18 protein-coding genes are annotated in these 14,394 nt (G+C 31.3%); 13 read left to right on the top strand and 5 right to left on the bottom strand.

The window, feature by feature from the left end; genetic code table 11:
* The first annotated feature begins 36 nt into the window (after positions 1–36).
* From ABEY15_RS03715 to ABEY15_RS03705, 3 genes are all read left to right on the top strand, one after another.
* Complete coding sequence (locus tag ABEY15_RS03715) at positions 37–885, top strand: hypothetical protein (protein ID WP_429888535.1); 849 nt, start codon at positions 37–39, stop codon at positions 883–885.
* Positions 886–921: 36 nt separating this feature from the next.
* The gene (locus tag ABEY15_RS03710) at positions 922–1,119 is read left to right on the top strand and encodes a hypothetical protein (protein ID WP_429888533.1); all 198 of its coding nucleotides are present in this window, start codon (positions 922–924) and stop codon (positions 1,117–1,119) included.
* 851 nt (positions 1,120–1,970) lie between these two features.
* Entirely contained in the window at positions 1,971–3,188 is a 1,218-nt protein-coding gene (locus ABEY15_RS03705) for a translocation protein TolB (RefSeq protein ID WP_429888531.1), read from the top strand.
* Between the two features lie 353 nt (positions 3,189–3,541).
* Here the strand turns inward: ABEY15_RS03705 and ABEY15_RS03700 are convergent, their stop codons facing one another.
* From ABEY15_RS03700 to ABEY15_RS03680, 5 genes are all read right to left on the bottom strand, one after another.
* On the bottom strand, positions 3,542–3,934 hold the full coding sequence (locus tag ABEY15_RS03700) for a hypothetical protein (protein ID WP_429888530.1): 393 nt from the start codon (positions 3,932–3,934) through the stop codon (positions 3,542–3,544).
* Positions 3,935–4,090: 156 nt separating this feature from the next.
* On the bottom strand, positions 4,091–4,255 hold the full coding sequence (locus ABEY15_RS03695) for a hypothetical protein (RefSeq protein ID WP_429888529.1): 165 nt from the start codon (positions 4,253–4,255) through the stop codon (positions 4,091–4,093).
* 193 nt (positions 4,256–4,448) lie between these two features.
* Positions 4,449–4,760, bottom strand: a complete 312-nt coding sequence (locus tag ABEY15_RS03690; protein WP_429888528.1) for a hypothetical protein — start codon at positions 4,758–4,760, stop codon at positions 4,449–4,451.
* A gap of 113 nt (positions 4,761–4,873) precedes the next feature.
* Positions 4,874–5,293 carry a hypothetical protein gene (locus ABEY15_RS03685; RefSeq protein WP_429888527.1) on the bottom strand — a complete coding sequence of 140 codons (420 nt, stop codon included), beginning with the start codon at positions 5,291–5,293 and terminating at the stop codon, positions 4,874–4,876.
* A gap of 439 nt (positions 5,294–5,732) precedes the next feature.
* Positions 5,733–6,179 carry a hypothetical protein gene (locus ABEY15_RS03680; protein ID WP_429888526.1) on the bottom strand — a complete coding sequence of 149 codons (447 nt, stop codon included), beginning with the start codon at positions 6,177–6,179 and terminating at the stop codon, positions 5,733–5,735.
* Positions 6,180–7,008: 829 nt separating this feature from the next.
* On the opposite strand from ABEY15_RS03680, the gene ABEY15_RS03675 reads away from it, so the two are divergent.
* From ABEY15_RS03675 to ABEY15_RS03630, 10 genes are all read left to right on the top strand, one after another.
* A complete protein-coding gene (locus ABEY15_RS03675; protein ID WP_429888525.1) occupies positions 7,009–7,206 on the top strand; it encodes a hypothetical protein in 198 nt (65 codons plus the stop codon).
* 1,206 nt (positions 7,207–8,412) lie between these two features.
* A complete protein-coding gene (locus ABEY15_RS03670; RefSeq protein ID WP_429888835.1) occupies positions 8,413–8,820 on the top strand; it encodes an NUDIX hydrolase in 408 nt (135 codons plus the stop codon).
* A gap of 186 nt (positions 8,821–9,006) precedes the next feature.
* On the top strand, positions 9,007–9,318 hold the full coding sequence (locus ABEY15_RS03665) for a hypothetical protein (protein WP_429888523.1): 312 nt from the start codon (positions 9,007–9,009) through the stop codon (positions 9,316–9,318).
* Positions 9,319–9,480: 162 nt separating this feature from the next.
* Positions 9,481–9,867 (top strand): hypothetical protein, encoded by a 387-nt coding sequence (locus ABEY15_RS03660; protein WP_429888522.1) that lies wholly within the window; start codon positions 9,481–9,483, stop codon positions 9,865–9,867.
* 101 nt (positions 9,868–9,968) lie between these two features.
* Positions 9,969–10,991, top strand: a complete 1,023-nt coding sequence (locus ABEY15_RS03655) for a DUF1835 domain-containing protein (RefSeq protein ID WP_429888521.1) — start codon at positions 9,969–9,971, stop codon at positions 10,989–10,991.
* A gap of 276 nt (positions 10,992–11,267) precedes the next feature.
* Positions 11,268–11,741, top strand: coding sequence for a GNAT family N-acetyltransferase (locus ABEY15_RS03650; RefSeq protein WP_429888519.1), 474 nt, complete (start codon positions 11,268–11,270; stop codon positions 11,739–11,741).
* 258 nt (positions 11,742–11,999) lie between these two features.
* Complete coding sequence (locus ABEY15_RS03645) at positions 12,000–12,341, top strand: PadR family transcriptional regulator (RefSeq protein ID WP_429888833.1); 342 nt, start codon at positions 12,000–12,002, stop codon at positions 12,339–12,341.
* Positions 12,338–13,165: a permease prefix domain 1-containing protein gene (locus ABEY15_RS03640; protein ID WP_429888517.1), complete on the top strand. Its 828-nt coding sequence runs from the start codon at positions 12,338–12,340 to the stop codon at positions 13,163–13,165. Before ABEY15_RS03645 ends, ABEY15_RS03640 begins: the two co-directional genes overlap by 4 nt.
* A 119-nt stretch (positions 13,166–13,284) precedes the next feature.
* Positions 13,285–13,548 carry a YesK family protein gene (locus ABEY15_RS03635; RefSeq protein WP_429888515.1) on the top strand — a complete coding sequence of 88 codons (264 nt, stop codon included), beginning with the start codon at positions 13,285–13,287 and terminating at the stop codon, positions 13,546–13,548.
* 181 nt (positions 13,549–13,729) lie between these two features.
* Complete coding sequence (locus tag ABEY15_RS03630; RefSeq protein WP_429888513.1) at positions 13,730–14,230, top strand: hypothetical protein; 501 nt, start codon at positions 13,730–13,732, stop codon at positions 14,228–14,230.
* The last annotated feature ends 164 nt before the right edge of the window (positions 14,231–14,394 follow it).

Here is a 14,394-nt window from a genome sequence, read left to right as displayed (position 1 = left end):
GTTACTCTAAGGATAAAGAAAAGGAGGCTAATTATAATGATAATAAATGCAGAACATATCGCAGAACAATTACTTGAACAAGGGATTTATCAGGAATACAAGAAAGCTGAAAAGAATTTAAAATTAATCAAGGAAGAGTTCCGTAATCGATTACATTCTTACGAGGGAAGCAGAATTGAATTTCTCAAACATAATTTGGTGGCGAAGTTTACTCGAAGAAAAAAATATCATTATACAGATCAAGTTGCTCTAAATGATTATTTGCATAACATAGGTATCCTTCCTGCTGTTGTAAAGATCTCTCATAAATGTATTAAAGATGATCCGGATTTAGTTAAACGGCTAGAACCTTTCCGGCAAGAAGATAAATTTTATGTAAGACCTACTTTGAAGCCTGAGAGAAGAATAGACATAGTCGAACATTGTGTTGCTCCTTTGGAAAAATTAGATATAGATAGTCTTGCCGTTTTGTTTAACAGGTTCTATGAAATCCACAAGAAAATGCAATATTTATATGATATGGCCAAGCAAAGTATGTTACATTGCCCAATTCTTCAAAAGGAGAAAAAAATCAACTTTAAGTTCGGGAGCCTTTCTCTGATTAAATGCCAACCTGAATATGACTCCTATAAGATTTTCAATGATTTGGGTGCTGAATTTTTAATAAATTATGGACAGGTTTCCCTTGAAAAGTTGCAAGAGTATATGTTAAAGGGAATTTTGTCTGAACGGGATATTGATCGATACAGGGTTGTCATAGACATTCTACTTTCATTTTACTTACTTCCTTTAGATGTCGAGCAACAAATGCTAGAAAGATTTCATAACAAGCGTATTATCGTTTCTTTAAATTCCTATCTATCAAGTCGTAGTGTAGACTCTTAAAAAAGAACAAATATTTTTTATTAGGGGGCGGTTTTTATGGACGAAAAGAATAAAAATACCTTACAGAACTCTTTCCAATCCGGTTATCACCAAGGATTTAGTGATGGTTTTCTCCAAGGTCAGGAGCTATTTAAGAAACAAATTTTGGAGCGAATGAGAGATCAGGAATTAATCATTAAACAGCTATCATCAATAAAAATTAGCAAAAACTATAGGTCTCCGCAGGAATTTTGAAAACGCAAGCTGCTGATTTTTGTCCTGATAATTGTTACTTCTTTCTAAGAAAGCACTGTATCCAAATCTAGAAGTATCAAAAAATACTTTTTAATTTATCTAATTGGCAAGGGATCATTTAATTTTTTCGAAATTAACAATAGGATGGGAAATCATTAAAATTTCTAAATCAAAAGCCATATTGGTTTTGGTTATTAATATCCAAGAAAAATTTTAATATAACTGGCAGTGTGCCCATTCATCTATCGGTAGGCGATTGGATAATGCAAAAAAGACGTAAAAAAATTGTTAGAGTTTCCCGTCAATCTCGCTCACGACTTACCATCGTGATGTCATCCCGTTAGATGGGAATTAAGATCCCCAGATTGATCCTAATACGCCTTCCATTCTTGGTTATTAGGACTTAAACATCCTGTGCTCGTTGCAAATTGCAAGGTGGGTTGTGGTACGTTTCGTGGTGAAACGGTTGGTAAAGCGAGACCTGGGCGACTCAGAAGTGCATTTGGTGCACTTGCTGGTACTACAACAATATAACGGCGGCTCCAAACGCAAAACAGGAGTTTTCTATTAATGCCGAATTCTACCCTTAAAGTGAAGGGTGAATTCTGGGCTTCACCACCACATATCAGGTAAGTTAAAAGTTAAAAAATAAAAATCATCAATTTCTTAAAATATATATACCAATACTTAAAAGATAAACGTGGACTTTACTTAAATAAGAATAAAGCTTTTTCTTTATTCAAGTTAAGGTTAGGTTACCTGAAGAAGGTTTTTAATAAAAAGGTGCAAATAATTGCTTAATGAGAATCGCGATAATATATATGGTCATTCTAAAAGAAGGAGGGATGATCTTGTTATTTCGGATATTATTACTGCTGATATTATTCAGTTATAAATTTTCTTCTATTGCCAGTGCAGAAGCACCACTTACTGCTGCATTTATCCGTGACCACCAATTATGGATAAAAAAGGGAGATCAAGAAATACAACTTACACAGAATCGATATGTGTATAATCAGAAATGGTCATATGACGGCCGGTTTATTGGATATATTGATGGTGATGAGAAGGGAGAAAAAACGGATTTATATATTTATGATACAAAAGAAAAAGAAAGCTACCAACCATATATAAAGGTCGTAACCTCTGACTTTAAATGGTCACCGATAAATAATCAACTGGCTTACAATGATCAAGGTGTATTAAACGTTACTCATATAAAGAACGGTCGCCCACAGGGGTTTGAAAATGTCTCACTTGGGGTTAGTGGTTTTGATTGGTTTCCGAATGGGAAAGAATTTATCGTTTCCTCTCAATCAAGCTTACGTCCTACTGGATGGGGCCCAATCCCAATTTATAGAATTCCAGTAGATGCAAATCTTTCTAAAGATAAAATAAAGCATTTCTATACTATTAAAACTAAAATGCCTGATTTGTTTGGAATTGATGCAAATTATTTTAAGTGGAGTTCTGATGGGAAGTGGGTTAGCTTTTTAATTATTCCTACAGCTTCTTGGTCAGCGGATAGCAATACGTTATGTGTCTTATCATCTCAAGGAAAACACTTTCAATCAGTGGGAAAAATGTTAGGGTACAAAGACTGGTTTAAGTGGGCTCCTCTAACAAATCAATTAGCCTATATCTCGGGTGAAGGAAGATTTTTTGTTGAAAACAAGAATATGATGATTGCCGATATCCCAACATCTAAACAACAAAAAGAATACACACCAAAAGGATATGTAGACCTCGATCTGGAATGGTTCTCTAAAGATTTGGTAGTTGTGGCTCGTTCGGAAGAAAATAAGGAGTGGAAAGAAGGACCTGTACCAACTATGTTCACATCACTTTATGCTATAAACATAAGAACAGGAGAGCAACAACAAATCTCTTTTCCAAGTAAGAATGAACTTGACGAAGATCCTCAAAAAGTTAAATCTTATCTTTCTTTTTTTCGAAGGAAGGCAGAGGAGTTTAGGGGAGATGTATGGATGAAAGATGGTATAACTGGGAAAGAACATTTATGGATTAAGAACGTTGATTCAGCTCCAGTCTTTTATGATCCAAAATAAGGTCAAGAATTTGTTAATAGAAATTTTATTAAGCTACATTTACGATTCTTCAATGTGAAGGTAGCTTTTTATTATTCTAGCAACAAGAGTTTACTGATAGGTGATGACCAATGAGTTTAATCAATTCTTATTCTTAGCGATCATTTTTACCCTAACTCTTATGACTACTGCTGGAGTAGTAAGTGCTAATGCTTCTGACAAACAAAAGCCCTTAGGAAAATTCAATTGATTATACTACTGAGCGACCGATTAATTGAATAAAAAACGGAACTTCGTTTAACGCGAAGTTCCGTTTTTCTGTAAGTAACTAACGCAATGCGCTAGTTACTTAAGAACCATCATATATAAATAAATTAATTATTCCTTACTATCTTTTTTAGTGCCATTGTATCTTCTTTATTTAATTCACCATATGTTTCGTCTGAATCACTACTTGAAAGTTCTGCTTCTTTACCTGAGAACCAAACACCATATTCTGTTTTATTCGATTTTGAACCCTGCTTATATGTTACTACGATTCTGCAGTCTTCTTCCTTTGCCCAACTTACTTTTGTATTTGGACTCCATTTTACATTTGTAAATATTGATTCAATTTTATTTATTGCCTTTTCATCAATTGTATTCACAGGAAGTCCTTCTCTTATTATATTAATGTGAACGATTTCTTTACTTTTTTGACAAGCTGATAACCAAATACATAAGAACACAACTAAAATAGTCATTCTATAAACTAATTTTTTTTTCAATTTTATGCCCCCTTGCTTGTACTATTTTAGTAATGGATTCTGTACTTTATACCTGTTTCTTTGTTAAGCTTTACTGCAAATACTAAATTAAAAAAGCAGCCAATGGCTGCTCTTGATCTTAAACTAACGCAAGCGTTAGTTACATAAGAAAGCTTGTTATTTGCGACGAGATTTTGAAACTCGCTTATCAATTTCAATAACAATAAAACCGATTATAAAAACAATTAAACAGAGCAAAAAATTATTTATTTTCTCATTAAATAAATAATATGCAGTTCCTCCAAAGGTCATAAGAATGATGATAAGTAATATATCTTTCATTATGCCAACTCCTATGTGAATGTTTATAAATGAATTATCTAACGTGTCACAATAAAGCGTCAATTGGGTTATTTTTCGTGAAATTCATCACGTTTTTCAAACAAATAATCAACTAAACTGCCATTGTGCAATAAAAAAAGAGTCACATTTAGCGACTCAGGTTCTTATACAACTAATGCACTGCGTTAGTTAGTTAAAATAAAAAATGTTGCAAGGTACTTAAAATAATTAAAATAATAACTATAATAAAATATCTATTATATTCTCTATTTGCTTTTCCTAAATAAGTTTTAAACTTTTTATCTTTAAGAAGCATTTTTTGTTCTTTATGATGCCTTATAGACTGCATAATATTATAAACTATGAATAAAATCACTAATACATTAAAAATGATTTTTATATTCTCCATTATTCCGCCCTCAAGAATTATTTTTTCTTGTAATATAAAAGTATTATACCAATTCAGTTGATTTCTGTAATTTGGGGGAATTTTGCCTTTTTCCATAGAATTTCAACTAATCCCTATGTAACTAAACTGCCATTTACTTGAATAAGAAAAAAAGCTACCGAAGCAGCTTTAAGTTTGTTCAACTAATGCATTGCGTTAGTTCAATAAGATTAATGATATTGGAACCAAGGAAACCAGTTACCATTCCGATCTTTAACTATGTAAAGTTCTCCAGTTGCAGCACTGACAGCTGGAAGTATCTTAGGGAAAATTAATCGAACGAACCAAGAGTTTTTTGCTACTTCTTTACCACAAAAAGTTACTGCAATACCGAAATAGTGTTTCTCGAATCCAGTCAAACTTGCAGCAGGTTGAATTTTTTCGATTCTCCATTCTTTATGATTAGGATCTGTTCCATATACTTTTGGAATAATTATATTTAAAGCACTGATCAATTCATCTTTATCTTTCAAATTAGGCTTTACTAAATTCTCTGTTGAAGGGCATATAGGATTTGCAATACTTTCACTGAAAATTAACTTCGGGGTCATAAATAATAGTATAAATGTTACTAGTAAAATGTTCTTCATAAATTCACCTCACTACTATTATTCCCTGATTATAAGTAAAAAAAGCCGCATTAGCGACTCGTGATCTTGTTCAACTATCGCTTGCGTTAGTTGCTTAAGGAATAAATGGTTGTTAATTACCTGTGAACCTTACCAAGAGGTATATAAAGAATATAATAACCACTAATATAATCATAGGAAAGCATCCTATTTTTGATATTCCATTTAAATCACCGGACATTGAATTGTTAACTGCATCATTGAGGTTTTCAACTGGATTCTTTTTAATTTTCATAGCAACCTCCAAAAATGATTTACTCCATTTTTTTTCTCTCTAAAACAAGTTCCATATATTTACAGCGAATCCTTCTTCAACTAAACTGCCATTTGTTGAATAAAAAAGATCGCAGAAGCAGTCAATCGTTGTTCAACTAAAGTACTGTGTTAGTTGTACAACAAATTATTTAGTATTGTAATCTTTCCAACCACTATTTGAATGAATTTGAGTTATTTTTCCTTCATCCGAAATGAACTCAACTGTTTTCCCATCAACTTTGTATTTGGTTACAGTAAAAGAAATTTTAACTGAATCATATTCAGGATGATCATACATAAAGTCATAGTTAAACTCGATCATTGTTGCACCTTTTTTAATTTCTTTAGACAACCATTCATTCTCTTCCTGAAATTTATTTGCTGAAATTCTTTGATTACGTTCGAGTTTATAAATTTCGTCTTTTGTAAGTGTTTTTGAAACGTTCGTAATTATCTTAGTTCTTTGAATACTAATTTTGTTATATTTATTTTGGATTGTAGGAATGTATAAAGTTACTATTCCAATTACAAAAACGAACAAAATCACAAAACCTATTAAACTGCTTTTCTTTTCCCTTTTAATAACGGGCATATAAATAAACACTCCTAACAATTCGAGTATTTCTATCAAATATATTGGCCTTATTATTTTATTCCGTTTAATTCTAATAAATCCTTTCCTTATTGAACTAAACTGCCATTTACTTTAATAAAAAAAGCCGCATTTGCGACTCGTGATCTTGTTCAACTAAAGCATTGCGTTAGTTGGATAGAAACATCTATTTTTTTATCCATATTTTATATATGATTTTTCCGTTTATTTTTTCTTCACCTAAACAAAAACTACCGTTCGTTTTATTGTATTTTATCCACTGAGGTAAAAGTTCTGATAAACACTTTATTACCTTTTCATCAGGTGTAGCATATCCTACATTTGTTTTAGAACATAAATACAACGCAAAATCTGGATATAATGCATCTGCCCACATCTCTGCCTGTCGATGACTATCCAGAAAAAATAAGACGTCAATCTTTCTCTTAATATAGTATTAGTTTTTCTAGTTAAGTTACCATAAATAAAAACATAAAAAACATAAAGTAGATATGAGACTCCAAACCAATTTATCCAAACATTTCCAACGAAAGGAACACCAAAATTCTCATAAGTTTTTCCTAATACATAAATTGTTAGAATAAGTCCCCAAGTCAAAAAAAATACAACTTTGATAACTGTAACTGAAAAATATTTCAATTCGGTCAATCTTTTCACCATCCTTTTTAACTAAAATATTTCGTTCTTTCTCTGAAAATTACCTTTGTTTTATCTAACAACAAATGGCAGGATAGTTGAACAAGGAATATATTTTTTTAGATGGAATAATTTATTTAAAATACACCAGATGGAAAAGAGGTTCAATCCAATGGAATCTTTTAAATTGGTATTTAAGTGGATAGTAATATTACTTATATATTGGTTAGCAGGTATTATTTTATCATCAGGTTTTGCTTTTTTATTTGCATTAATTGGAATAGAAATCGTACCTTATGGAACTGGTCTAATAATATTGTTGACTGTTGTTTATGGGGTTTATTGGAATGTTCGGAAGTCTAAAATATAGAACTAACGTATGTGTTAGTTGAAGAACACAAGTTGCTTAATTGCAGTTATTTTTTTGAAGTAAATGGCAGCTTAGTTGAACAAGGAGTTTATAAGTAACTAGCGAATTATTAAATTAGCAAGAAAAATGTTTCCAGTTTAGAATGTAGAATTTGGATAGTGGATAGTAATAATTGAGGTGTTGGGAAAATGTCTTTATTAAAAAAGTATGGAAAGTGGATTTCTAATAAAAATCCTAGACGGTATGACCTAGCTGAATTACTGTCTGGGATAATTTTTGTACCTTCGATTTTTGTAGGAATTGAATTACTTCATTACAAGTATTCTATATGGTTTACGTTATTTATAATGTTTTTGATAATAAATTTTTATCTATTATTTGATGACTTATTTGTAAGAATTTTGGGCAGATTTAATGTGAAAATTTCAAAATGGATGACTGTTATTCCGTGGCTTTTGGTGTTCATTTATTTTGTTTTCAATGAGTATTAAATAAAAACACACACTTAAACTGTTTTTATCCAATCTAAGAGGTTGTTAAATAACATTAAAGGGATTTTTATGGTGAAAATGGTATACATATAATATTATCAAAAACAAAATGTCAAGGAGAATATAATGACAAAGTGTCAAGATTGCGATTATAAATGGGAGAAGAAAATATTGTGGAGGCTTGCTTATTCTAAGGAAGGTGTGAATTGTCCCAATTGTGATCAAAAACAATTTATCTCTTTTGATACTCAAGTTTTTATAACTTTGGCGGGGCTATCTTCTATATTAGGTGTTTTTATTATACTTCTTTTTCCTTCGTATGTTCGGTTGAGTAGTAAAAACTCCGGAAATTGGTGGGTCTAAAAAATATTCTAAGATAATCCCATCACTTTATGAAATAAGTTTATTGAACTAACTGATGCTTTAGTTGTACAACAAATAGAGGATGATCAATAATCGATCATCCTCTATTTCTCTATATAGCAGTTTAGTAGAATACGAAATATGCTTAAGAAAGTAAAAACCTCTTACTTGTTAATTTGGCAGTAGGTTATTAAAGTTATTGATACTACATTACAAGACAGTTAACAAAAATCTAGTGTGTTAATCAACTAACGCAGTGCTTTAGTTAACAACTTCGACAGGAAATTAAAGATATTCGATGAAATGATAAAGAATATATTGTTCTATATTATTCATAAAGGTGGTGGGCAAAATTTCTAATTCTAGACATTCTTTATCTGCTGGTGCAGTTGTCTTAAATGATGAAGGTAAAATCTTACTTATTAGGGGTCCTCGTAGAGGATGGGAATTTCCTGGTGGAGTAATAGAAATAGGTGAGACTATTCAAGATGGCGTTATTAGAGAAGTTAAAGAAGAAACTGGGATTGATATTGAAGTAACCAGGTTTTGTGGTATTTATCATAATTTAAATTCAAGTGTTTGTGCTACTTGTTGGTTAGGAAAAGCTATTGGTGGAGAATTGCAAACCTGTAGTGAAAGTTTAGAGGTAGGTTTTTTTACAGTAGAAGAAGCATTAGAAAGGATAACGTGGTCAAATTTCAAAGAAAGAATAATAAAAATATTAAATGAAAAAGAACATCCTTTTTATGTCGCGTTTTAATCAACTGTATTCAACTAACGAATGCAATATTTGATTAACCTTTAAGCTGCTTCGGTAGCTTTTTCTTATTCAAGTAAATGGCAGATTAGTTAAACAATATTAGACAAGTTATTTATGTTATTTGTGTTACTATCTTTATAACAACTAGATGGAAATACTTACCAAAACAAAATAGGAGGTTTATTTATGAAAAAAAAATTAGTATTATCAATTGGTTTTGCAGGTGCTTTAGCATTATCAATCGGATTTGCAAAAGACTTCCAAAATACAAAGGTATATGCACAGACTAATGGAGACAAATACAGAATTGTATCAGTAGAAGAGCAAAATCGTAGAGAAGCTATGTTAGCTGAAGGGAAAACTGAACAAGTCACTGATGGAGACAAATATACATTTATATCAGCAGAAGAGCAAAATATGTTGGAAAATAGTTCAGCTCAACAAGGGTTTGTACCACAAGAAAATGGGACAGGTTTCTATTTTGTAAGAGTTAAATAAATTAAGGTTCTTTATACAACTAACTGATGCTTTACTTCTATAAAGGAGTAGAGCTTTTTTATTGAACCAAATGGCAGTATAGTTCAATAAGAAAAGGAGTATATGAGTGGAAAATTGAATTAATATAGTAGTGTTTAAGAGGTATATTAGGAGGAACATTTTGTGAGAAGATTATTCTTGTCCATATGTTTATTAGTTATTGTAGTAGTTTTAATGTCCTGTCAAAAAAAAGAAGACGGAATGACTTTTGAGTCAATATATACAGATAAAGAAATAACTAAAATCGTATACGGAAAAAATGGAAACTTTAAAGAATTAACTGACCTTGAGAATATTAATAAGTGGGTTAATAATGTCAGGAAGATTAAGTTTATTCGTGACGAAAATCAAGAAGACCGCGCTGTCCTTTTACTATTTGACGACGGATGCTCAGTAAAGGCTTATCATAATGATAAAGAAATTGGAGACTTTAAACTACTAAAATTAAAGGGCGAATACTACAAGAGTGATACAGAATTTAATGAACAAGTAAAAACTTTATGCAAATAGAATTTTGAATTTCCTTATGTAACTGGTAGGTTAGTTGAAGAAACTTAGAGGTTTGATATACTTCAAATATGAACATCTCAATAAGATAAGGAGTTTTATAGGTGGATATTTTTGAGATTAAAAACATAGTTAAAGACTTACCAGAACGGGAAGTAAGATCATACCTGCAACTTATTCTTATAAGGATAGGGATGTTGGAGGAACAATCTTTAGTTGAGGTTTCAACAGACCTTAAAGAAATTTATAACCATATTCTTTACCCAAAAGACCCTAATGAAAATATATTCGAAAAAAGCAATTACAAAAAAGTTCACATTACTTTTGGATATCCATACTTAAGACAAACATTAAAAGAATTAAGCTTACACGAAGAAGAATTTATTGTTACTTTCGACGACAATTTCGCTGTTGCCCCAATAGGTAATTTGGAAACTGAAAATGGTCAAAGAGAAAGATTTGAATGGATAAAAAACAAATTGCAACGAAATGAAGAAGAAATAGAAGATTATTGTGATAACCTGCAAAGAACAGTTGCTCGGTTAATTTCTATACCAGAAAATGTTCCAATTTACATATGGGTTTCAGAAAATTCTAATGAACAAACAGCTCTTCTTTTTACAATGTATTTGTTGCGGGAAATGAAAAACAATATTTATATCATTGATACTGCAACATTGTATAGAAGATTGTTTGAAAAAAAGGCTAAGAAGTATGTACCCTTTATTTCAGGCGAAATGATTTTAAAAGAGTTACAAAGCATCTATAAATATAGCCAAGAGAACAGGCAAATTTTATCTGACGCTGCGCGTAAGCATATTGAAAAAAAGTGGTTGGACCTATCAAACGATCCAGGTACTTTAAGAGTATGGGAAAAAGGAGAAATAAAAGTTGTTGCTGAAGACTATTACGATGATTTTATAATCGAAAAAGCCAAGAAACTGATAGGGAAGAAAAAAGGGTTTATGATGTGTGTAAGATTAGTCGGTGAAGTTTATGGACATATTTTTCAATATATCGGTGACAGTTTTTTTGAATATAGAGTTAGGAAATTAATCGAAAAGGGAATTTTTGAATATGAAGGTAGTTTAGAGGCAATGCGTTATTACGGTATTAAATTTAAGTAAAGTTTTTAATGAATAGCACAGTGTAAATGATGAATTTGTTGAGGGAAGCAAGAAAAATGAGCTTCTCTTTTTTTATACTCCCTGTTTAACTTTCGTAAAAATGTTTGTGAAGAATTTTACTTTAACTAACGCTTGCATTAGTTAAAGAACACGAGCTGCTAGCAGCTCATTTTTTTATTCAACAAAATGGCAGGTTAGTTGGATAAAGAATAACATAATTTTTATCAAAATGATAAAATTAGTTTAATTAGATTTATACATAATTTGGGGGTAAAAATGAAAATTCGTTCAGTAAAAGGTTCAGATTACTATGTAATTTCTCCTTTAATCAATGAGTGGTGGGGCGGAAGGCAAATGTCTGATATGCTACCAAAATTATTCTTCGACCATTTTACAAATACAAGTTTCATTGCCGAAAAGGAAGGAAGAATTGTAGGTTTTCTAATAGGGTTTCTTTCTCAATCTCATTCGAAAGAATCGTATATTCATTTTATAGGAGTGCATCCCGAATACAGAAAACATAATATTGGAAAACATTTATACAATACTTTTTTTAATGTTGTTAAGCAAAATGAACGTAGTATTGTCCGTTGTGTAACGTCTCCTGTCAATAAAGTTTCAATTGCTTATCATACCAAGATGGGATTTGAAATTGAACAAGGAGACAGAGTAATTGATGGTGTATCTATAAATTCAAATTATGATGGTCCAGAACAAGACAGAGTTTTATTTGTCAAACATTTAGTTTAAGTAAAGCCTTATGTAACTAAAGCTGTGCTTTAGTTGAATAAGAAAAAGTAAAGATCACTAATTGTGGTCTTTTTTCATTCCCTTATTCAACATAATGGCAGTTTAGTTTAATAAGAAAAATGTTTTAAGAACGATTATTTAGTAGATAATCGTTCTTTTTTTTCTTTGTCGATTTTTTTTAGGAGGATAATATTTAATATTATTGAATACCTTGTATAACAAAGTAATAAAAAATATAAAGGTTATGGGGTGAGAAAACTGGATATCAACAAAGAGGTTTTAAAAGGCCACATTGATACAATCATACTTTCGCTATTACACAAGAAGGAAATGTATGGATATGAATTGGCGAAGTATGTTCGTGAAAAAAGTGATGAACAATTTGAATTGAAGGAAGGTACTCTTTATCTTTCATTAAAGCGTTTAGAAAAAATTGATTGGATTTCTTCTTACTGGGGAGATGAACAAGGGCCTGGCGGGAGACGAAAGTATTATAGTCTTACAGAATTAGGGAAAGAGAATTTTGAACTAAAACGTACAGAATGGATCTTTGTTAAAAGAATTATTGATTCATTTGTAGAAGGGAGCGATTCAAAATGAAACAAATTGACGCATTTGTCGATTCAGTTTATCTAAATGTTGGAGGAAACCTGAAGGAAGTCCAAGAATTGAAAGCAGAGATGAAAGGTCATATATTAGAAGCTGTTCACGAATTGAAATCAGAAGGAAAGTCCGAACAAGAAGCCATTGAACTTGCTATTGAGCGTTTTGGTGGGGAAGAAGAAATACGTTCAATAGTTGGTCAATTGTTTCAAGCACAAAAAACTTTTGCCAAGTGGGTTCTTTACTGTTCCATAGCGTTTCTTTTAATATTTTTAACAATCTTTGGTTTCGTTTGGCAATACGAAGAACAACATTCACACGAACTGTCAGTAATCGCTACACAAATAGCAGATGAATTAGCCAACAAGGATAAAGTTTCTCCAGAATCGAAAAAAGAAATAGCAAAATTAGTAGAAAGTACGGACTTTATTTCTAAGATTAGCATTTATAGTTCAAAGAAGGTAAGAACTCAGGGAGAGGATTGGGATTCTTTGAACTTAGTGAAACCAGACTATCAATATAAAAGAATCGTCTGGGCTCCGAAATGGCTAGTTCCCGACTTTTATCCTTCTGGAAGTGCAGATAAAGATTGGTATGTCGAAATGAAGCACAGAAGTTTTGGTACTTTTGCAGGCTTTGTTTTATTAGCCGGATTAGTTATCTATTGGACTCTATTTACGATTTGGGCAACGATCAATGCGTATCATCATAAACGATTGAACACTGGCTGGATCATTGTATTTGCTTTGTTTAATGTGGTAGGATTTATAGCTTATCTATTTATTCCGAAGTGGTATCGACCAAAGCAAGGACATATCTGAATAGTATTATTCATTACTTTTTATTTAACTATATGGCAGTTTAGTTCAATAAGAAAAGGACACTTTGAATGGCGAATAGAATAAGTTATTAGTAGTTTAATTACTGAGGAGGTGAATAAATGTTACCATTTATACTAATTGGAATAGTAGTTGCAGCAGTTATTTTTGTATTAGGCTTGTTTACAAATAAAAAAAGATTATACGTTGTTTCATTCTTCATCTCTATTATCAGCGTAATTATTGTAGTGTTTAGCATCTTTGGAGTAGGAGGTTGGACTGGGATGGGGTTAGGAGCTTTCTCTATCTCAACTTTTTTAGGTAGTGTAATAGGTATTATTTTAATGACCTTAATTCCGATAAATAACGATTCTATCACAAAATAATTTAAAGTGCTTATCCAATTAACTGATGCAATAGTTGAAGAACACGAGCTGCTTATATGCGGCTTTTTTTATTCAACAAAATGGCAGTTTAGTTGCTTAAGGAAAAATTGTGAAGTAAGACAAAAAATAAAGGAAACTGAATATAATTTGGTAAAATATAGTAAAAGAGGAGGGTGCCTAAATGAAAAAAATTATTGTAGCAATCTCACTTCTTTTATTAACTGCTTGCACAAACGGGAATAGCACACTAAACAAACTAAAAGAGGATTACCCTGTTGTAAAAGAAGAAGTAGAAAAACTTCCTAAAGATGTTCAAAATGAATTAGTTGTACCTGATAAACTGCCATTTGATGTAAAAAACGTATCAATTGAGGTTGGAGCAGATCCAAGACAAAAAACGTATGACCACACCTCTTTTAAGTATACTGACGGAAAAGGTGTTATATTGTACGTTACAACTATTCACCCAATAAATAACGATTTTGGTGAAAATCAAAAAAAAACAACAAAGTTAAAAGATGGAACAAAAGTAATTATTGACAAGGATGAAGAAAAAGTAAAAATCATTCGTTGGAAAAAACAGGGGCATTATCGTGAAATTATGCTAATCATCTCTCCAGATGTTGATGCAAATTATACGATTAAAGACCTCGTTAAAACGGCAGATTCGATTAACTATTAAATGATTACACAACGTATACAATACCTAAAAAAGATAAATACTTAAGCAACTAACGCAGTGCGTTAGATCAACAACGTGATCGGCTATTAAGTCGGTCTTTTTTTTTATTGTGCTGGCAATATAGTCCAATAAGAAGGACTAAACTAAATGAAAACAGAATTATG

The organism is Gottfriedia acidiceleris (assembly GCF_050457485.1).
Taxonomy (GTDB): Bacteria; Bacillota; Bacilli; order Bacillales; family Bacillaceae_G; genus Gottfriedia; species Gottfriedia acidiceleris_D.
The sequence above is the reverse complement of the archived record's forward strand: the minus strand, read 5'-3'. Positions and strand labels throughout refer to the sequence as shown.

Bases quoted from the DNA above. Each gene is read 5' to 3' on its own strand.
- ABEY15_RS03675 (WP_429888525.1), top strand. From the start codon at position 7,009: ATGGAATCTTTTAAATTGGTATTTAAGTGGATAGTAATATTACTTATA.
- ABEY15_RS03635 (WP_429888515.1), top strand. From the start codon at position 13,285: ATGTTACCATTTATACTAATTGGAATAGTAGTTGCAGCAGTTATTTTT.
- ABEY15_RS03690 (WP_429888528.1), bottom strand. From the start codon at position 4,760: ATGGAAAAAGGCAAAATTCCCCCAAATTACAGAAATCAACTGAATTGG.
- ABEY15_RS03685 (WP_429888527.1), bottom strand. From the start codon at position 5,293: ATGAAGAACATTTTACTAGTAACATTTATACTATTATTTATGACCCCG.
- ABEY15_RS03650 (WP_429888519.1), top strand. From the start codon at position 11,268: ATGAAAATTCGTTCAGTAAAAGGTTCAGATTACTATGTAATTTCTCCT.
- ABEY15_RS03640 (WP_429888517.1), top strand. From the start codon at position 12,338: ATGAAACAAATTGACGCATTTGTCGATTCAGTTTATCTAAATGTTGGA.
- ABEY15_RS03715 (WP_429888535.1), top strand. From the start codon at position 37: ATGATAATAAATGCAGAACATATCGCAGAACAATTACTTGAACAAGGG.
- ABEY15_RS03680 (WP_429888526.1), bottom strand. From the start codon at position 6,179: ATGCCCGTTATTAAAAGGGAAAAGAAAAGCAGTTTAATAGGTTTTGTG.
- ABEY15_RS03695 (WP_429888529.1), bottom strand. From the start codon at position 4,255: ATGAAAGATATATTACTTATCATCATTCTTATGACCTTTGGAGGAACT.
- ABEY15_RS03630 (WP_429888513.1), top strand. From the start codon at position 13,730: ATGAAAAAAATTATTGTAGCAATCTCACTTCTTTTATTAACTGCTTGC.
- ABEY15_RS03665 (WP_429888523.1), top strand. From the start codon at position 9,007: ATGAAAAAAAAATTAGTATTATCAATTGGTTTTGCAGGTGCTTTAGCA.
- ABEY15_RS03710 (WP_429888533.1), top strand. From the start codon at position 922: ATGGACGAAAAGAATAAAAATACCTTACAGAACTCTTTCCAATCCGGT.